The sequence below is a fragment of the Cupriavidus sp. SK-3 genome, assembly GCF_000611145.1.
In the GTDB taxonomy this organism is placed as follows: domain Bacteria; phylum Pseudomonadota; class Gammaproteobacteria; order Burkholderiales; family Burkholderiaceae; genus Cupriavidus.
This window is the reverse complement of record NZ_JFJV02000108.1, coordinates 112,401-130,517: the sequence shown is the minus strand read 5'-3', so window position 1 is coordinate 130,517 and position 18,117 is coordinate 112,401. Positions and strand designations below refer to the sequence as shown.

General features: G+C 63.3%; 17 protein-coding genes and 1 pseudogene. 8 read left to right on the top strand and 10 right to left on the bottom strand.

The annotated features are described in order from the left end of the window. The 8 genes from CF70_RS11905 to CF70_RS11870 form a co-directional block, all read right to left on the bottom strand. On the bottom strand, positions 1-343 hold a 343-nt coding region (locus CF70_RS11905), incomplete at its 3' end, for an ATP-binding cassette domain-containing protein (RefSeq protein WP_035864466.1). Positions 344-393: 50 nt separating this feature from the next. Then, complete coding sequence (locus CF70_RS11900) at positions 394-1,083, bottom strand: DUF2848 domain-containing protein (RefSeq protein WP_035864464.1); 690 nt, start codon at positions 1,081-1,083, stop codon at positions 394-396. A gap of 48 nt (positions 1,084-1,131) precedes the next feature. Further along, entirely contained in the window at positions 1,132-2,334 is a 1,203-nt protein-coding gene (locus tag CF70_RS11895) for an ABC transporter substrate-binding protein (RefSeq protein ID WP_035864506.1), read from the bottom strand. Positions 2,335-2,415: 81 nt separating this feature from the next. Beyond that, the gene (locus CF70_RS11890; protein WP_035864461.1) at positions 2,416-3,762 is read right to left on the bottom strand and encodes an amidase; all 1,347 of its coding nucleotides are present in this window, start codon (positions 3,760-3,762) and stop codon (positions 2,416-2,418) included. 2 nt (positions 3,763-3,764) lie between these two features. After that, a complete protein-coding gene (locus CF70_RS11885; RefSeq protein ID WP_035864459.1) occupies positions 3,765-4,145 on the bottom strand; it encodes a cupin domain-containing protein in 381 nt (126 codons plus the stop codon). 46 nt (positions 4,146-4,191) lie between these two features. Continuing rightward, positions 4,192-5,673: a 4-hydroxyphenylacetate 3-hydroxylase family protein gene (locus CF70_RS11880; RefSeq protein WP_035864456.1), complete on the bottom strand. Its 1,482-nt coding sequence runs from the start codon at positions 5,671-5,673 to the stop codon at positions 4,192-4,194. Positions 5,674-5,706: 33 nt separating this feature from the next. Further along, positions 5,707-6,234, bottom strand: a complete 528-nt coding sequence (locus CF70_RS11875) for a flavin reductase family protein (RefSeq protein WP_051648294.1) — start codon at positions 6,232-6,234, stop codon at positions 5,707-5,709. Positions 6,235-6,400: 166 nt separating this feature from the next. Continuing rightward, positions 6,401-6,889 carry a lecithin retinol acyltransferase family protein gene (locus tag CF70_RS11870; RefSeq protein WP_035864454.1) on the bottom strand — a complete coding sequence of 163 codons (489 nt, stop codon included), beginning with the start codon at positions 6,887-6,889 and terminating at the stop codon, positions 6,401-6,403. A gap of 379 nt (positions 6,890-7,268) precedes the next feature. Here CF70_RS11870 and CF70_RS11865 point away from each other — a divergent pair, with 379 nt between their 5' ends. Further along, positions 7,269-8,492: an IscS subfamily cysteine desulfurase gene (locus CF70_RS11865; RefSeq protein WP_035864453.1), complete on the top strand. Its 1,224-nt coding sequence runs from the start codon at positions 7,269-7,271 to the stop codon at positions 8,490-8,492. 32 nt (positions 8,493-8,524) lie between these two features. Here CF70_RS11865 and CF70_RS11860 read toward each other — a convergent pair whose 3' ends face one another. Next, positions 8,525-9,067, bottom strand: coding sequence for a MarR family winged helix-turn-helix transcriptional regulator (locus tag CF70_RS11860; protein ID WP_035864451.1), 543 nt, complete (start codon positions 9,065-9,067; stop codon positions 8,525-8,527). Between the two features lie 618 nt (positions 9,068-9,685). Here CF70_RS11860 and CF70_RS11855 point away from each other — a divergent pair. The 5 genes from CF70_RS11855 (at position 9,686) to CF70_RS11835 (ending at position 14,299) form a co-directional block, all read left to right on the top strand. After that, complete coding sequence (locus CF70_RS11855) at positions 9,686-10,579, top strand: MipA/OmpV family protein (protein ID WP_414629445.1); 894 nt, start codon at positions 9,686-9,688, stop codon at positions 10,577-10,579. A 130-nt stretch (positions 10,580-10,709) separates the two neighbouring features. After that, positions 10,710-11,306 carry an undecaprenyl-diphosphatase gene (locus CF70_RS11850; protein ID WP_035864447.1) on the top strand — a complete coding sequence of 199 codons (597 nt, stop codon included), beginning with the start codon at positions 10,710-10,712 and terminating at the stop codon, positions 11,304-11,306. An 81-nt stretch (positions 11,307-11,387) separates the two neighbouring features. Beyond that, entirely contained in the window at positions 11,388-12,164 is a 777-nt protein-coding gene (locus CF70_RS11845) for a membrane protein (RefSeq protein WP_035864445.1), read from the top strand. Between the two features lie 114 nt (positions 12,165-12,278). After that, a complete protein-coding gene (locus tag CF70_RS11840) occupies positions 12,279-12,944 on the top strand; it encodes a response regulator transcription factor (RefSeq protein WP_035864443.1) in 666 nt (221 codons plus the stop codon). Next, positions 12,920-14,299 (top strand): ATP-binding protein, encoded by a 1,380-nt coding sequence (locus CF70_RS11835; RefSeq protein WP_035864441.1) that lies wholly within the window; start codon positions 12,920-12,922, stop codon positions 14,297-14,299. Before CF70_RS11840 ends, CF70_RS11835 begins: the two co-directional genes overlap by 25 nt. A gap of 513 nt (positions 14,300-14,812) precedes the next feature. Here the strand turns inward: CF70_RS11835 and CF70_RS11825 are convergent. Continuing rightward, positions 14,813-15,732: pseudogene (locus CF70_RS11825) on the bottom strand (sterol desaturase family protein). 360 nt (positions 15,733-16,092) lie between these two features. On the opposite strand from CF70_RS11825, the gene CF70_RS11820 reads away from it, so the two are divergent. Beyond that, the gene (locus tag CF70_RS11820) at positions 16,093-16,860 is read left to right on the top strand and encodes a DUF4410 domain-containing protein (RefSeq protein WP_035864436.1); all 768 of its coding nucleotides are present in this window, start codon (positions 16,093-16,095) and stop codon (positions 16,858-16,860) included. Positions 16,861-17,355: 495 nt separating this feature from the next. Further along, on the top strand, positions 17,356-18,117 hold a 762-nt coding region (locus CF70_RS11815), incomplete at its 3' end, for a class II aldolase/adducin family protein (protein ID WP_235185006.1).

Sequence of the window (18,117 nt, the reverse complement as noted above, 5' to 3'; positions counted from 1 at the left end):
AGGACGTGCCGAGCTGCCGCTGCAGGCCGATGCGCACGTTCTCCAGCACCGTCAGGTGAGGGAACACGGCCGAGATCTGGAACGAACGGATCACGCCGCGCCGGGCGATCTGCGCAGGCTTCTCGCGCGTGATATCGATGCCGTTGAACAGGATCGTGCCGGTCGTCGGCTCAAGGAACTTGGTGAGCAGGTTGAAGCACGTGGTCTTGCCGGCGCCGTTGGGGCCGATCAAGGCATGGATGGACCCGCGGTTCACCCGCAGGTTGACGTCGCTCACCGCGGTGAAGCCGCGGAACGACTTGGTCAGGCGGCGCGTTTCTAATATGGAATCTTCGTGGGGCATCGTTTGTTCGCCTCTGGCATGCATCGGGAATGCGGATCTGGCCGGCGGCCTTATCCGTGGACGGGCAGCGCCTCGACGGCGTAGGCATGGTGCAGCGAGCGCGCCAGCACCGGATCCTCCAGTTCGATCTCGAAGCGATCCGCCGGCCGGATGCCACCGATCGCCGCCAGCGTGCCGCACAGCATGGCGGTGCCATCGTCGAAACTGCCGCCCTGCTCCGCGAACCTGTCGAGCAAGTCCTGGGGCGAACGCATCGCCGTGACCGGCCCCTGCTGGTACAGGACCCGCTCGCCGCCGATGGTCGCGTAGGCACGCAGGACAAGCTGGTCCCAGTGCTTGCCGATGTCCGCCAGGCGCCAGAGCACCTGCGCGCATGGCTTGTCGCACATCTGCTTGGACACCGTGATGCCGTAGGTCTCCACCTCCCGGTCCGTGTGGTCCGAGGCGATGCCGACAAAGATCTCACCCTGGTGCTTGATCAGCAGGAACTCCACTTCGCCGCTGCTGGCGCCTCCGCTGACCTGAATCGCGGGCTGCGATTGCAGCCGGTCCGCCGCAACCCGGTAGAACACCGGGGTGGCCGATGGCCGCTTCACGCCCAGCTCCTCCAGCTCGCGGATATGCTTCTCCATCGCGTCGGCATCTCTCCCCGTCCAGCCCGCGATGACAAGCTGCTTGATGTCCACAACGCGCTGCCACCTGCCAGTGCGTGTCTCAATATCGAATGTCAGCATGTTCATGTCTCCGTAGTTGCTAGTTGCTAGTTGCTAGTTGCTAGTTGCTAACCGTCACTTCCTGATCAGCGCGCATTTGCTTGCCGAGATCGGCCGGAATGCTTCGCTGGCTGGAATGACCTGCTTGATCTTGTAGTAGTCCCATGGCTTCCTGGACTCCTGCGGCGTCTTGACCTCGGCGAGATACATGTCATGCACCATCAGCCCGTCGGCGCGGATCTTTCCATTGGCCGCAAAGAAGTCGTTGATGGGGCTGGACTTCATCTTCGACACCACCGCATCGGTCTCGTCGGTGCCCGCGGCCTGGACGGCCCTCAGGTAGTGCATCGTCGACGAGTACACACCGGCTTGCACGAGCGTGGGCATCTTCCTGGTCTTGTCGAAGAACCGCTGCGACCAGGCCCGCGTGGCATCGTCGCGGTCCCAATAGAAGGAGGTGGTCAGCATCATCCCTTGTGCCGCTTGCAGGCCGAGACTATGGATGTCGCTGATAAACATGTGCAGTCCCGCCAGCTTCTGCTTTCCCGCGCCGCCAATGCCGAAGTCCCGGGCGGTCTTCAATGCGTTGACGGTATCGCTGCCGGCGTTGGCCAGGCCGATCACCTTGGCGCCCGATGCCTGGGCTTGCAGCAGATAGGACGAAAGGTCCGGGGAATTGATGGGATGCTTTGCCTTCCCGATCACCTTCCCCCCTACCGAGGTCAACGCATCGACCGCGTCTTTCTCAAGGGACGCCCCCAGCGCGTAGTCGACCGTCAGGAAGTACCAGCTGTTGTCGCCGCCCTTTGACAGGACTTTGACGGTGTTGGCTGCAAAGGCATAGGTGTCATAGGAATACTGGATGGTGTAAGGCGAGCAATCCTCGTTGGTCAGCCTGGTCGTGCCGGCGCCGCTGGCAATCACCAGCTTGTGCTTCTCCCTGCCGAGATTGGACACCGCGAGCGCCACCGAGGACGGCAATACGTCCTGGATGACGTCCACCTTCTGGTTATCGAACCAGTCGCGCGCGATGGTCCCGGCCACATCCGTCTTGTTCTGGTGGTCGGTGCTGACCACCTTGATGTCCGATCCCAGCACCTTCCCGCCGAAATCGTCCACCGCCATCTGGGCGGCCACCAGCGACCCTTTTCCACCAATATCGGAAAATATCGACGACATATCCGTCAAAACACCGATCTTCACCACCCCGTCGCTGATCTTGCCCGGCTGGGCCGCGGCAAGCGCCGAAGCGCCCAGCATCGTGCCGGCCAGGAACATCGGCTTGAACCGAAAATGAAACATGATCTCTCCTCCTCGTTGTTAGAAGCCGCCACAAAGCCTTGCCGGCGGATAAGGCGTCTACTTCTCGTGGCTGCGCAGGATGCACTCCATGCCCATGCCGATGGCGAGCAGCCGCCGGTCCGCCATCGGCTGGCCGAACAGCATCAGCCCGACCGGTGCCTCGCCCGTTTCATGGCACGGCATGGTCAGTGCGCACAGGTCAAGCACATTGGCGATGGCGGGATTGCGCAGCAATAGCCGGTTGGCACTAAAGAACGCGGCGTCATCGGCCAGGTCGGCAATCCGCGGTGCCGCGATCGGCACGGCCGGCAGCACCACTGCGTCGAACCATTGCAACTCCCCTTGTGCCTCCCGGCATAGCGCTTCGCGCCGGGCTCGCATCCGCAGGTAATCCGCCGCGCTCTGCTGCTCGCCCATCCGGATGCGCGACAGGACTCGCGGGTCGTACCGATCCGCCTGGGCGGCGACCCGCCCGGCATGCCACGCGCTCGCCTCCGCCGCCACCAGGCCCCCGTTGATGCCCAGTTCCGGCAACTGGTTCCAGCTATCGAAGGCAACCTCCCGCAGCAAGGCGCCGGCGGCAGCCAGCCGGCCAAGAGCCCGTTCATAGGCACTGGCGACTTCGCCGGAAAGCCCGTCGAGCACCACGTTCCGTGCCACGGCCAGCCGAAGGCCACGTACCGGCCTTGCTTCCAACGGCACGTCCGGTTCCCCCGCCATGACCCCGTCGAGCGCGGCGCAGCAGGCAACCGTCTGCGCCAGGCAACCGATCGAGTCATAGCTGGGCGACAGCGGCACCGTGCCCTGCAGCGGCACCCGGCGCGCGGTGGGCTTGAACCCCGCGATGCCGCAGAGCGCCGCAGGAACCCGGCATGAGCCGCCCGTATCCGAGCCGATCGCCGCCACAGCCATGCCGTCCGTCACCGACACCGCCGCCCCGGACGAGGAACCGCCGGGAATGCGGCCAACCGCGCGCTCGAACGGATTGCGGGGCGTGCCATAGTGCGGATTGGTGCCTACCCCGGAGTACGCGAACTCGGTCATATTGGTGCGGCCGACGAAGACCGCGCCGGCCGCGCGCAACCGTGCAATCGCGACCGCGTCAACCGTGGCAGGCTGCTCGGGCAGCACGCGGGCGCCGGCCCGCGTGACGTCGCCCTGCACATCGAACAGATCCTTGACCGAAATCGGCAAGCCAGAGAGCCGCCCGACAACGCCTTGTCTGCGCAATATGTCGCTGGCCGTGGCTTGCTTCGACGCGGCCATGCTCACGCCGTGCGGAAACACGCGAGCCCCCTCCCCGCCGGGATTGCAGGCGCGCTCCACGCAATCCGCCAGCAGCGACGCCGCATCGGCGGTGCCCGCCGAGAGCCGGCCCATCACGGAATCTATGGTCGCCGCCATGATCAGGCCGGGTCGAAGTAATGGATTTCCAGCAGCATGCAACCCGCGTTCGACTTGAAGGGACCGTGATAAGCACCCGGCGGACGGCATGCATAGGTGTTCGGATCGAAAGCCCGCCCGCCCTCGCCGCGCTCGTCGTTACCGACGGTCAGGTCGCCGCTGAGCAGATACACCTCCTCCCAGTAGCGATGGACGAACGGCGCGGTGGTGAAGACGCCGGGCTGGAATCGCAGCAGGCGCGTGCGGCTGCCACGGCCGCCGCCTTCGTCGAGGGAGCCGGAGAGTATCTTTTGCTGGATGCCCGAGGGATAGCCGGGAGGCACCTCCCAGCCGCTATCCATATCAATGGTGTGAAACTCATCGTGAAGCTTGTTGATCGCCATGGTTAACTCCGTGGGTGTCAGCGAATCTCAAAAAACGGCTGCCAGCTCAGGCAGCGCGCGCCACCTGGCCCAGCTCCGCGCCCAGCGAATAGCTGCCCAGGATGTTGTCGACCAGGTTGGTGGCCTTCTTCCAGTCGTAGGATCGATAAGCGTGCCCCTTGGTGACGAAGCCCGCGCCTGCATAGAACATCTCGTATTGGTTATGGCGCGATGCAAACTCGGACCCGACGGCGTCCCAGGCGAGCTTGAAGAACTTGACGCGCTCTTCCGGGCTGCAGGTCGGCGACTTCTGCGTCTTGTCGATAATCGAGGCCAGTGCCGGGTTCTCGAAGTCGCGGATGCTCGACGGCAGCATGATCATTCCGCCACCCGCCAGTTCGCGCAGGGCGTTGAGGACCTTGGCGTAGAGCTGCTGGGTAATGACCTGCGATCCGTACAGCAGGTTGCGGTCGGGCACGAAGTAGCCCTTCTCCATATGGCCCTTGGATTCCATGCCATAGACCCAGGCCTCCACCATGGCCGCCTCGGCGGCGAGCTGGCCCAGCATCTCCCGCACCTGCGGGAAGGCATTGGTGCCGTTGACCTCGGTAATGCGCTGCGCGATGCCCACCAGGAAGCGCAGCTTCACCATCAGCCGGACCTGGCACTGGTAGTTCTGGTAGCTATGCGCCGGCGTGGCATGAAACTGCTTTGCGCACATGCCGACATCGCCCGCGATAAAGACGCGCTCCCATGGCACCTTGACGTCGTCGAAGTAAAGGACCGCGTCGTTCTCGTCGTAGCGGCTCGACAGCGGGTTGTCGAAAACCGAAGTCGCGTTGCCCTCGTACGATTTGCGCGACATGACTTTCAAGCCCTTGATGTTCATGGGCACGGCGAACGAAAGCGCGTACATCTCGTCGCCCTCGCGCAGGGGCTGGATGCAGCTGCAAAATACCTCGTTGGCCATGATGCCGCTGGTTGCCAGCATCTTTGCGCCGCGCACCGTGATGCCTTCGGCATCCTGGTCGACGATGCCCACCGCCAGGTACTTGTCTTCCTGCTCGTGCGCCGCCTTGGACTGGTTTGCCTGCGGATTGACGATGACGTAGGTGAGGAAGAGATCGTTGTCCCGGGCGTACTTGTAGTACTCGCGCAGGGCGCCAGCCCGGGCCCGGTCGTATTGCTCGAAGACGTCGATCCCCATGTACATGCCGGAAATGCAGGATGCGACATGGTCGGGCGAGCGGCCCATGAAGCCGTAGTGCAGTTCCGTCCAGGCCTCGAGGGCCATCCGGCGCTCGACCAGATCGTCGTAGCTCTCGGGTAATTGCCAGATCCGGCTTACGCGCTCGCCGGTGTCCGGCGACTCGAAGGTCATCTTCTCGATGTTCTCCGGGCGGGCCTGGAAGTCGTAGAGGTTCGCGTAGCTGCGGATCGAGTTCCGGAATGCGGGGTCGGCCGTTACATCCGCGACCCGCTTGCCATCCAGATAGACCTCGCGGCCGTCGCGCAGCATGTCGATATGCCGGCTACCTGTCTTGACCATGTCTTCTCTCCTAAATACGTATCTGTCGTTGAATCAAGCGGCGGCGGGCGTCTCGTCGAGAACGCGATACCTGCCTCCGAAAAAAACCAGTGGCCTGCCATCCGGCCGGGCCCGGTGGCGAACGACGCATCCAATAAAGATCACGTGATCGCCGCCGTCATGGCGCGCATACGGCTCGCACTCGAAGGTGGCGAGCGCGTCTGGCAGGAGTACCGCCTGGCCGCTCCCCTCCGGGGCAATACCGATGCCGTCCCACTTGCCGGAGTTCGCCCTGGCAAAGCGGTTTGAAAGGTCTTGCTGGCTCGCCTCAAGCACGTTGACGGCATAGCGTGGCGTCGCGCAAAGATCGTCCAGGCTCAAGCAACGCCGATCCACCGAGAACAGGATCAGCGGGGGATCGAGCGAGACTGAGTTGAACGACGCCACCGTGATGCCCACCGGTGCGCCTTGGGCGCGGGGCGCGGTGATCACCGCCACGCCCGTGGCGAACATTGCGAGCGTGCTGCGAAAGCGACGCTGCTCGTCGGCATCGGCGTCGCGCTGTGCATGGGTTTCGGCCATCATCCCTCCTGTATGGAAACCGTGGCGCGGATCGCATTCCGATCCGCTGCTTCACTTGCCAGCTTTACTTGGCATACTTACTTCGTTTATTAGCTTTGTAACTTAGGTAGTATTGAATGCCAATCCGTGCCGCCATTCAAGCTGGTGAAAACCCTTGGTTGTGGGATCAGGCTTCGCGCAACGACGGACCCAGCGCCGCAAAAATGGTCCGGAGCAGGCTTGCGATCAGGGGAATCGATGTCCAGGGATGGTGCAGGCAAGCTTCCACCTGTTCGCTGCGGCTTTCGCCGGACACGCACCACGAACAGAAATGCTCACAGTTGTTGGTGAGCAGACGGTAGTTTTCCTCGCCAAGCCGAGAGCGGGCACGGCGCATGGCCTCCTCGCCGCTGTATTTGGCGCGCACGTGCGCCCGCATGCTGACTTCGCGGCCGCCGGAGAAGCGGTCCAGCGTGGTCTCCTCCACCGGGCCGCGATGCCACGCCGCGCAAAATCCGGCGTAGTGCACCACCCGGTTGCCGCCAACATAGATGCCATGATGGAAGTAGCCGCGGCGCGCCGTGATCAGATGCGCACCAAGCGGGAGCTCGCGCCCCGCCGCGTCGCTGCCTGCGGGGGAGCCGAGGAGAACCTGCGTCTCGTCATCGTGGTTCATGGGCACCCCTTAATCGGGTTGGTGCAGTCTGGTCCCGCTGCGCCATATAGCTTTGTAACCTAGTTACTAATAAACGCTACTATTCATCGGTATGCAAATTAGCAGAAACCCTTGGTGCCGTACTCACCGCTGGCATGCATGAAATCCGTCACGAACGCTGAAACCCTTTGCCGGCATGACTTTCCGGGCAATTGCCCGCGCGGCTTCCATCCGGATCCGGTCGATTCGGCGTTGCGGACAAGCCGACGAGCAACCCTACCGGCGGCATGGTGCCAACGTGTTTTTTCCCGGCCGGCGGTAGACTCGCGGCAAGCTCTCGCCGCCGGCCCTCGCGTCACGCGGGCCAAAGGCACATCAACCGCATCAGGAGAACCAAGGAATGCAGGACGCAGCCACCGCACGCCCGATCTACATGGACTACAGCGCCACGACGCCGGTCGACCCCAGGGTCGTCGACAAGATGGTGCCGTACCTGTACCAGCACTTTGGCAACCCGGCCTCGCGCAGCCACAGCTATGGCTGGGAAGCCGAGCAAGCCGTGGAGACCGCGCGCGCGCACGTTGCCGCACTGCTGAACGCGGATCCTCGCGAGATCGTCTGGACCTCGGGCGCGACAGAGGGGAACAACCTGGCGCTGAAAGGCGCGGCCCACTTCTACGGCGGCAAGGGAAAACACATCGTCACGGTCAAGACCGAGCACAAGGCCGTGCTCGACACCTGCCGGGAACTGGAGCGGCAGGGCTTTGATGTCACGTATCTCGACGTCGAGGAAGATGGCCTGCTCGACCTCGGCAAGCTGCGCGCCGCGCTTCGCCCGGACACCATCCTGGTGTCGGTCATGATGGTCAACAACGAGATAGGCGTGATCCATCCGGTTGCGGCCATCGGGAACCTGTGCCGGGAACACGGCATCCTGTTCCATTGCGACGCGGTGCAGGCGGCCGGAAAGATCCCGATCGATCTCCAGGCGCTGAAAATCGACCTGCTGACCGTGACCGCGCATAAGGTGTACGGTCCAAAAGGCATTGGCGCGCTCTACGTCCGGCGCAAGCCGCGGGTTCGCATCGAGGCGCAGATGCACGGCGGCGGGCACGAACGGGGCATGCGTTCCGGCACGCTGGCGACGCACCAGATCGTGGGCATGGGCGAGGCATTCCGTCTCGCCAGGCTCGAACTAGCCGAGGAATCGCGCCGCGTTGGCGCATTGCGGGACAAGTTGCTGGCCGGGCTCGAACAACTCGACGAGGTCTACGTCAACGGCAGCACGTCGCACCGGATCCCGCACAACCTCAACGTCAGCTTCAATTTTGTCGAGGGTGAGTCACTGATCATGGGGATCAAGGGCGTTGCCGTTTCATCCGGATCCGCGTGCACATCGGCATCGCTGGAGCCATCTTTTGTCCTGCGCGCGCTGGGGCGCAGCGATGAACTGGCGCACAGCTCGATTCGCTTTACGCTTGGGAGGTACTCCACGGAGGCGGAAGTGGATCAGGTGATACGGCAGGTACGGGACACGGTAAGCAGGCTGCGCGAGCTCAGCCCGCTATGGGATATGCATCAGGAAGGCATTGACATCAGCACGATCCAGTGGGCGGCGCACTGAAGCCACTGCGTGGACAGCCGCGTGAGCGGACATCACGCTTTTTGCTGCCGCGCAAGAAGGTGCGCCAGGTCGAGCGAGGCGCGATCGCCATTCGCCACAAGGCGATCCACCACCGAGCACAGGACCTTGAACTCGGTGCGGTTGACGCCTTCGAAGAGGACGTCATTGATGCGTTGCTGCACCGGCGTCAGCTCGCTCAGCAAGCGGGTGCCCGCCGCTGCCACCGTAAGCAGCATCTTGCGCTTGTCCTCGGGGTGGGCCTTCTTGTCGATCAGGCCGAGCTTCTTGAGTTTCCCGGTTTCGATGGTAACGAACGGACCGCTCAAATGCAGATGCTCGGCCAACTGGTTCACCGTCACTTCGCCTTGCGCGGAAAGATGCGCGATCGAACGGATCAGCGAATACTGGACGCCGGTCAGGCCGATCAGGCTGCCGAAACCATCGCGCACGGACAGCAGGCGGGCGGCGAACGGCAGCAGGCCGTTGACGAGGTGCCGGAACTCGCTATCCGAGCCGTCGACCAGGCATGCGGGATTGGTAATCGTCAGCGCCTTGACCTTGGTGTTCGTTGCCATACCTCACGCACTCCTTTAGCTAACTAAATTATCTTTTCCAAAAATAATACCAAAAAATTGGCAATGCACGTGCTACCCCTCTGTTGAGGAGGCGGCCCTTGAGGTTACGCTTTAGGACGACACACGCCCCAACGACCGCTCGGCCACGTTGGGAGCACCTGCTCTGCCATCTGACGAAGCGGAGGGTCGGCCGGGATTCGCAAAACATCCGCCGCATCCCTGGCGCCCCATTGACTTGTCGAGAAAATCCGGGCTTTCCGGGACACGGATGCCAGAATAGCGCCTAAAGAAGCACATCCCCGCAAATGCCAGTCGAGGGGCGAAGCGGTTTTGGCAGGGAGTAGACCTTGGCTGCCGCTCGCCGGGCCGGTCTCCGCGACTTCTGCCCACGCCTTTGCGTCGAAGCAGAACTTCGCGCTGGCGCATCGACTACGACTCTCCGCAAGCCATATCCCGCGCAGTGCTCCAACGTAAAAATGTGCACGAATTTGTCGGATTTGGCGCGCGCATGGTGAGAACAGCGTGCATGCATGGCTTTCGCGCACTACCCTACTTGTAAGATGGCAGCCAGGCTCTCTACAGAAATCAGGTCGCCCCAACATGTGAAACGGAGGTGGTGTGTCGAACCATCACACGAAGCGGATAGGTCGGGCGAGCGGCCATGGAAGCAGGCTGGCGCTCCATCTTCTCGCCGCGCCGCTGGCCATCTTCACCGGTTTCATCGCCCCGGCCCGGGCACAAACACCATCGCCTGCCGCCGAATGGCAATACTCGGCCGGTGTGCCACTGATAAAGCTGTTCGAGCCGAGTATTCCCGACTGGGAAGTCCGGCTGGGTCTGGGCACCAGCTTGCGGCCGAGGTATGACGGGGCCCAGCAATATCATTGGCTGGTCGGCCCGAGCATCGATATCCGTTACCGCGACCTGTTCTTTGCCTCCACTGGCGAAGGCATTGGCGTTAATTTGCTGCGCGCGACGCACTGGCGTGGCGGCGCCGCCATCACCTATAACCTGGGGCGACGGGCGGCCGACGATGCGGGGCACCTGAACGGCATGGGCAATATCAACGTTGCCCCCGAAGCCAAACTGTTTCTGGAATATGCCGTATCGAAAGAATTCCCGCTGGTGGTACGAGCCGATGTCCGGCGCAGCATGGGCGGCACCGACGGATGGATTGGCGATCTGGGAGTTTATTTGCCGCTGCCGGGCAGTTCGGAGAGGTTCTACTGGTTCGCGGGTCCCACGATAACCTTTGCCGACGCCCGCTATATGAATGCGTGGTTCGGTGTCAGCCAACTCCAGGCGGCGCGCTCTGGCTACCCCCAATACGATCCCGGCCCGGGACTCGTGTCGTACGGCGCCGCCATCACTGCGGTCTGGTACTTCCGCAAGCACTGGTTGGTGACCGCCGACACCGCAATAGGGCAACTGGCTAGCAGCGCGGCGCACAGCCCGATCACGCAGCGGGCGACCAACTTTGCCCTGGATCTATCCATCAATTACGAGTTCTGAATGCCCCCATCGGGAGACACTGACGAGGCGCCGCTTCGGGCGTCCGCGGCGCTCAGTCCTGGCTAAGTCTTCGGCGTTAAGCTCTGCTGTCGCGCAATACCCTGCCGGCACCCCGGCGGCCGAAGCCATCATGGAAACACTCAACCACAGCCTCTTTCTGCTGATCAACGCGCCGGATCATCCCGGTGCGCCGGCCGTTGCCGCCGCCACGTTCTTTGCCGAGTATGCGATCTGGATCATCCCCGCCTTGGTGGCAATCGGCTGGCTGCGCTGTGGTGAATCCCACCGGAAAGCGCTGCTGGCGGCCACCGTATCGGGCTGCCTGGGATTGCTTGCGAACCAGCTCATCGGGCTGTGCTGGCAGCATCCCCGCCCCTTCATGACCGGCCTGGGGCACACCCTGATCCCACATGCTCCCGATTCGTCTTTCCCAAGCGATCACCTGACACTGATCTGGGCTGTAGCGTTCAGTCTCATGATGACGGCCCGCGCAAGAATGGCGGGACTGGCGCTGGCATTGCTCGGCATCCCGGTGGCCTGGGCACGCATCTACCTGGGCGTGCATTTCCCCCTCGATATGGCGGGCTCCGCCGTGGTCGCCCTGCTGTGCGGCTGGCTTGCGCTACGCACCGGCGGATGGCTCGCCATGCCCGTCTACCGTGTGGCAATAGGCATCTATCGCCGCTTGTTCGCCAAGCTGATTCACCGGGGCTGGGTGCTGCCCTGACCTGCTATGGCTGGCCTAAGTCAGGCCCGCCAGACTGCGCACTGCATCCATGCGATGAAGCAATCAATCCCGGAGAGAGGCATGAACACACCGGATACGCGATCCCCGGCTGAACGGGGCCTGAGCAAGGTGCCGGAAGTCACCCTGGTTTTCTGGATCATCAAGATAGCGGCAACCACGCTGGGAGAGACCGGCGGCGATGCGTTGTCGATGTCAGTGAATCTTGGCTACCTCATCAGCACGGCGATCTTTGCCGTAATCTTCCTGATCGCGGTGTCGGCACAGATTTCTGCCACGCGCTTTCGGCCGGTGCTCTACTGGGTGACCATCGTAGCCACCACGACCGTGGGCACGACCCTGGCTGACTTTGCCGACCGGTCGCTCGGTATCGGCTATGCGGGCGGAACAACGGTGCTGTGCGTCCTGCTGATGCTCTCATTGGCGGTCTGGTACCGAACGCTTGGAACCGTATCGGTCGATACCGTGAAGTCGCCCAGGGCCGAGATGTTCTATTGGGTGACGATCATGTTTTCACAGACCCTCGGCACGGCCCTGGGCGACTGGACTGCAGATACAGCCGGGCTGGGCTATCTGGGCGGCATGGCCCTGTTCGGCGCACTGCTGGCTGGGCTGGTGGCGGCAAACTACTGGACGCGCGTATCCCGCACCGCGCTGTTCTGGGCAGCGTTCATCCTGACGCGCCCGCTCGGCGCCGTGGTGGGCGATTTCCTTGACAAGCCGCTCCATGCCGGCGGGCTGGCCATGAACCGCTTCTCCGCCTCGGCAGCACTGCTGTCGCTGATGGTGGCATGCATCCTGTTCTTTCCGCAGAAGGCTGCGGCGCGCGCAGGCCACTGAACCCTTCTCCACCGCCGCATGTCCGTCGATTTGCGCTCTGGAGGCGATATGATGTGGAGCCTGGAGACTGTCATCCCGCCGGACTGGCAGCGCTCCGCAGGCAATGGAGAGGGGATGCGCGTACTGCTGGTCGAAGACGATCCGATGATCGGGCAGGCGGTCCGGGAGGCACTGAAAGATGCTTCCCACGCCGCCGACTGGGTCAGCAACGGGCAAGCGGCGCTTGATGCACTAGCCTGCCAGGACTACGACATCGTGCTGCTCGATCTCGGTCTGCCGGGCAAGAACGGCATGACGGTGCTGGCTTCGCTTCGCGCCAGCGACAACACGGTGCCCGTGCTCATCATCACCGCGCAAGACGGGTTGGACGACCGGATTCGCGGCCTGGACGCAGGCGCCGACGACTATGTGCTCAAACCGTTCGAGATGGCCGAATTGCTCGCCCGCATGCGTGCCGTGTGGCGGCGCAAAGGCGGGGTGGCGGCACCCGTCCTGAGCAACGGGAAACTCGCCCTCGACCCTGCCACCAGGCAGGTAACCGCCTTGGGCAGCGAAGCCGTGCAACTCACCAACCGCGAGTTCGCCCTGCTGCAGGCCTTGCTGGTCCGGCCAGGGGCCATCCTCTCGCGCAGCGATCTCGAAGAACGCATCTACGGCTGGGGCGAGGAAGTGGAAAGCAATGCGATCGAATTCCTGATTCACTCCTTGCGCAAGAAGCTGGGGAGCAACGCCATCAGGAATGTAAGGGGCGTGGGATGGATGGTTTCAAAAGCAGACTGAAGGATTCGATCCGCCTTCGCCTCTCGCTCTGGCTGTCGCTCGCCATCCTCGCGATTGCGCTGGTCGCCGGCGTATTCTCCTTTGCCGCAGCCTTCCGGGAAGCCAACGAACTCCAGGACGACATGTTGCGCCAGGTCTCGACCCTGTTCGACCGCCAGCACCTGCCGGTGCCCCACCTTGGAGACACCGGGCGGCTGCCGCACAGCGACGAGGAAGCCCGCGTCATCGTGCAATACCTGCCGCAGGCCGGCACCGGTGACGGCAGCCCGGAATCCGGCCTGGCGTTGCCGGCGACGCTCACGGACGAGTTGCAATCCCTGAGCATCCGGGGTGAGCACTTCCGTGCCATCGTCCGAACGCTTTCCTCGGGCGAGCGCATCGTCGTGGCGCAGGAAACGGGCATTCGCGACGAGATCGCCCGGGATGGCGCGCTGCGCACCATTCTCCCTTTCCTGATACTCGTGCCCATCCTGCTCCTGATCGTTGCCAGGCTGGTGGGCAAGATGTTCAGTCCGATCGCCTTGCTGTCAGCGGAGATCGACCGGCGCGGCGACCAGGAACTGCACCCGTTGCCGCAGGAGCATGTCCCGACAGAAGTCCGCCCGTTCGTGGTGGCCATCAATCGCCTGCTGGGCCGGGTCTCGCAATCGATGGAAGCGCAGCGGCGCTTCGTCGCTGACGCCGCACACGAGTTGCGCTCCCCTCTGACGGCGCTCTCCCTGCAGGCGGAGCGGCTCGCCAGCACCGAGATGTCAGAGACCGGCCGCGCGCGGCTCGCGACACTCCGCCAGGGCATCGAGCGAGGCAGGAACCTGCTGGAGCAGTTGCTGAGCCTGGCCCGGGCGCAATCCGCCGTGCCTGTGCCGGCGGTCCCGCTGCCTGTGCGTCGGATCTACCGGCGCGTGCTGGAAGACCTGATGCCGCTGGCCGAAGCCAGGCACATCGACCTGGGCGTGGAAGGAGAATCCGATGCACAGGTGCTGGCCAGCGAGGCCGACCTGCTCACCATCGTCAGGAACCTGGTCGACAATGCAATCCGCTATACGCCGGCGGGCGGGCGCATCGATCTGTCCGTCCGGTCGCTGGCGGGAGAGGCGATCCTGCAGATTCAGGACACCGGCCCGGGCATTCCGCCTGAAGAGCGAAGCCGCGTTTTCGATCCTTTCTACCGGGTGCTGGGCAATGAGACGATGGGTTCGGGGCTTGGCCTGTCCATCGTCCGGACGATCGCAGACCGCATCGGCGCACAGGTCGGCATTGGCTACACCGACGAGGATGCGCAGCGTGGGTTGAGGGTGACCATCCGTATTTCGCACGCACCCGCCTCGGCAGTCCCGGTTGCCTCAGATGCCTGAAATAGCGCGTCGTTCGGGAAATGGAGCCCAAGGACGGAAAATGGCGTTGCCGAACAATGGGCTGTGCATCGCGCACCTCACGGCAAGCCCAGGAATTCTCGCCTGGCGATTCCACCGGAAGCGGCGTGTGACCACCGCAAACCACGCAGCCGGTTGTTCAAGCGTGTGAATCCCCCTTCCGATTCCAGTCTCCACCTAACGCCAGCAATAGCGTGATCCGCTGGTTGAGTTGATCACCATGCACGCTGATGAGATCCATCTCTGCAGCCAGCCGTGCCTGCCGATCCTTCAGCAAGCTGCGCGTGTCCTAGGCGCCGATCCTGACGCGTGCCTCTTCTCTCTGTACCAATACCCGGCTCTCGTTTACCCGGTCCTGCAGTTGCTTCGCGCGCTCTGCGAAGATGGATCCGGCACGCAACCCCGCTTCGACCTCACTCAGCCCAGTGATGAACCCCCGGTCAGAGCCCGGGCGTTCATTGTTCAGGCTTGGGTTGCGGACCGTGCCGCCATGGCTTAGCGGGTCGTTACGGGCACCGCGGCTTGCGCTTCATGGTTTTGCCGGCGCAGGTTCTCAGTGGTGTCGCCCTTGCCGTCCGGGCTCCAGCCCGGGGGCAGGGCCAGGTAGCTGATTGCGTCCCACAGGTTGCGTGCAGAAGCGATGTCCCGCGCCAGGCTGAGCCAGTGCTCGAACTGGTTAACGATCGGGTTGTGCGTCGTGGTCGGCGTGGTCAGGCCGTAGACGCAGGGTTCATCGGCGCGTTCTTCCACATAGGTGCCGAACAGGCGGTCGAAGATGATCAGCACGCCGCCGAAGTTCGCATCCAGATAGCCGATGTTCGAAGCATGGTGCACGCGGTGGGCCGACGGCGTGTGTTGAACACGTACTCAAACCAGCCGAGCTTCGGGATCCAGGCGGCGTGGAGCCAGAACTGGTACAGCAGGTTGAAGCTCAGGGCAGCCAGCACGACTTCCGGACGCACGCCGAGCCAGACCAGCGGAGCGAAGAACAGTGCCGTGCCGGTGAGCTTGCCGGTCCAGCCAAGGCGGTAGGCCGTGCCCAGCGTCAGTTCGTTCGGCGAGTGGTGGACCGCATGCGTTGCCCAGAAGAAGCGGATGCGGTGCGAAGCGCGGTGGTACCAGTAGTAGCAGAATTCCTGGCCGATGAAGAGCAGCAGCACCATCAGCGCGCTGTTGATCTCGACCGTGAAGATGCGATGTTCCCAGGCGAACGAGAGGATCGGCGTGGCCAGCGACAGCGGAAGCAGCGCAAACAGCTTGCGGCCGGCCAGGTCGGCCAGCGACATCCAGACTTCGTGCCAGGGGTAGGCCTTGCCTTCCTTTCGCGCCTTGCGGGCCAGGACGTAGGCCTCGACCAGCGAGACTGCCACGATGAACGACGTGACGAAGAATGCGATTTTTGTAAAGTTGTGCATGTTCATTCCAATGCAGTGAGTTGGACGCGTTATCTGCGGAAGGACCGCGTTCGCGTCGGTGAGGCAAATGTAGTAGCCGGTCGCGCCGAACGCCATGCGGGAAGTATGTCGCCGGATGTCACAGTGACGGCGGCGATGATCGGGGTCGTGACATCGCGCGAAATAATTGCCGCCTGGCATGCAGCGCCTGCGTTTTCCATACTGTCGTCAGCGCGATGCGCCGCCCGGCGAGCAGCAAGAAGCAAAGAGCGGCAAACGTGCAGATATGCACTCCGATGGTTTGCGATCCGGTGGATCCAATGATTGTCGGTGACAGCTTCCCGACAATTTCCGGCCGACCGCGCCGACTACGGATCCGACATGCAAACCTCTTTCCAATTTCTGCTGAAGAAAAACGCCACCCGCCTGACCATCGCCGCCGTCGCGGCCGGCTCGCTGCTGATGACCGGCTGCGCCAGCGCTGGTGTGACCGGTGTCAGCCAGACCCTGGTGCAGCCGCAGGCGCGTGCCGACGTCATCTACGTGCAGGCCTTTGATGCCAGCCCCGACCAGGTGAAGTTGGACAGTGGCATCGCACAGAAGCTGAAGACGATGGTTAGCGGCAGTTCCTCGGCCAACGAGCAAATGCAAGCCGCACAGGCAGCACGCGAAGAGGTGTCCGACGAGATCGTGCGCCAGCTGCAGGCCAAGGGACTGAACGCGGTGCACAGCGATGCCCCTGCGCCGGCCAACGCCAATGCGCTGATCGTCGCGGGCAACTTCCAGAAGCTCGATGAGGGCATGCGCCGCCGTCGCATGCTGATCGGCCTCGGCGCGGGCAAGAGCGAAGTCGGCGCTTCGGTCCAGCTGCTGTACAAGCCTGCCGGCGGCACGCCGGTGCTGCTGGAAACCTTTACTGCCGACGCCAACAGCGGCCATATCCCGGGCATGGCCGAATCCGCTGGCCTGGGCGCCGCAGCCGGCCATATCGCGATGACCGCCGCAGCGGCTGCGAGCGTGCACGGCGCCACGGAAGTGAAGCGCACCACCCTATCCGGCGATGCGCAACGCCTGGGCGATTCGATTGCTAAGCAGGTGCTGGCAGCCAATGCGGCCAACGGCTGGGTCCCGGCCGCGCACGCCGAATAAGCCGTCGCTGTTCAGTACGGCTATTTCTCTCTGTTAATGGCGCCCGCTAACAGCGCTGACGTGGGTGCCACACCTGCCCTGCGCGCAGGGCCGCAGTGCATCATTCGATGCCATATCTCGTCGGGGATTGAAATCTGATCGACGAGCTTCCTGCCTGATTTACCCCCGGCATTCGCCTACTCCCTATTGGTGCCGCCACCCGGCTTGCGGCGCCACCTTTCCGTTCAAAATGCCCATCCGTCTACCTGCCCGGCGCCCTCCCCTTGTGCGCCGCACCATTCGCGGGCACGGTTCACGCTTCCGGCGTCCGCGCGTCCTGCCCTCTTTGCAACGAAGAAAGACCCTTATAAATCAGATATTTAGGCCCACATCGCCGCAAACTAGCTCGAGGACAGGAAAGGTGGTCCGGAATTTGCTTTATTGGTGTAACTGCCTACTGTCGACAGTTGAATATCGACATACAGTCACCCTATCGCCAATCCGAGGAATAAAAAAATGGGCAATAACGTCTCTTCCCGCCTGGTTCCCGCCATCTCCGAGGCTGAGCAACGGGTGCGCGAGGATCTCGCCGCCGCCTACCGCCTGGTCGCGCTATACGGCATGGACGACAGCATCTACACCCATATTTCGGCGCGTGTGCCCGGCACGGACGACCGCTTCCTGATCAACCCCTTCGGGATGCTGTTCAGGGATATCACCGCCTCATCGCTGGTCTGCATCGACCTCGACGGGCACATCATCAGCGGGCCGCCGGGGCAGGACGTCAATCCCGCGGGCTTCACGATTCACAGTGCGGTGCACGCCGCGCGCCACGACGCAGCCTGCGTATTGCACACGCATACGGTGGCAGGCGTGGCGGTATCTTCGCTGGCCTGCGGCCTGCAGCCGTCCAACCAATGGGCGCTGCAGTTCCACGAACGCGTTGCGTATCACGACTTCGAGGGCATTGCGCTTGACCATGAAGAGCGCGTTCGCCTGATTGCCGATCTCGGCCCCGACAAGCGCGCCCTGATCCTGCGCAATCACGGCCTGGTGACGCTTGGCCGCAGCGTGGCGGAGGCCTTCATCCTCATGCACAACCTCGAGCGCGCCTGCCGCGTGCAAGTGGCGATCCAGTCGAGCGGCCAGTTGGTCAATCCAGTGCCGGAGGCCATCCGCGAGAAAACTGCGCGCCAGTACGAAAGCGGCGATACCAACCGGCTGGCCGGGTCACCCGACCCGTACACGCGTGAGTGGCGCGCCTTGCTCGAGCGGCTG

Coding starts and splice junctions, on each gene's coding strand:
- CF70_RS11900 (WP_035864464.1), bottom strand. CDS start 1,083: ATGAACATGCTGACATTCGATATTGAGACACGCACTGGCAGGTGGCAG.
- CF70_RS11895 (WP_035864506.1), bottom strand. CDS start 2,334: ATGTTCCTGGCCGGCACGATGCTGGGCGCTTCGGCGCTTGCCGCGGCC.
- CF70_RS11890 (WP_035864461.1), bottom strand. CDS start 3,762: ATGGCGGCGACCATAGATTCCGTGATGGGCCGGCTCTCGGCGGGCACC.
- CF70_RS11885 (WP_035864459.1), bottom strand. CDS start 4,145: ATGGCGATCAACAAGCTTCACGATGAGTTTCACACCATTGATATGGAT.
- CF70_RS11880 (WP_035864456.1), bottom strand. CDS start 5,673: ATGGTCAAGACAGGTAGCCGGCATATCGACATGCTGCGCGACGGCCGC.
- CF70_RS11875 (WP_051648294.1), bottom strand. CDS start 6,234: ATGGCCGAAACCCATGCACAGCGCGACGCCGATGCCGACGAGCAGCGT.
- CF70_RS11870 (WP_035864454.1), bottom strand. CDS start 6,889: ATGAACCACGATGACGAGACGCAGGTTCTCCTCGGCTCCCCCGCAGGC.
- CF70_RS11865 (WP_035864453.1), top strand. CDS start 7,269: ATGCAGGACGCAGCCACCGCACGCCCGATCTACATGGACTACAGCGCC.
- CF70_RS11860 (WP_035864451.1), bottom strand. CDS start 9,067: ATGGCAACGAACACCAAGGTCAAGGCGCTGACGATTACCAATCCCGCA.
- CF70_RS11850 (WP_035864447.1), top strand. CDS start 10,710: ATGGAAACACTCAACCACAGCCTCTTTCTGCTGATCAACGCGCCGGAT.
- CF70_RS11845 (WP_035864445.1), top strand. CDS start 11,388: ATGAACACACCGGATACGCGATCCCCGGCTGAACGGGGCCTGAGCAAG.
- CF70_RS11840 (WP_035864443.1), top strand. CDS start 12,279: ATGCGCGTACTGCTGGTCGAAGACGATCCGATGATCGGGCAGGCGGTC.
- CF70_RS11835 (WP_035864441.1), top strand. CDS start 12,920: ATGGATGGTTTCAAAAGCAGACTGAAGGATTCGATCCGCCTTCGCCTC.
- CF70_RS11820 (WP_035864436.1), top strand. CDS start 16,093: ATGCAAACCTCTTTCCAATTTCTGCTGAAGAAAAACGCCACCCGCCTG.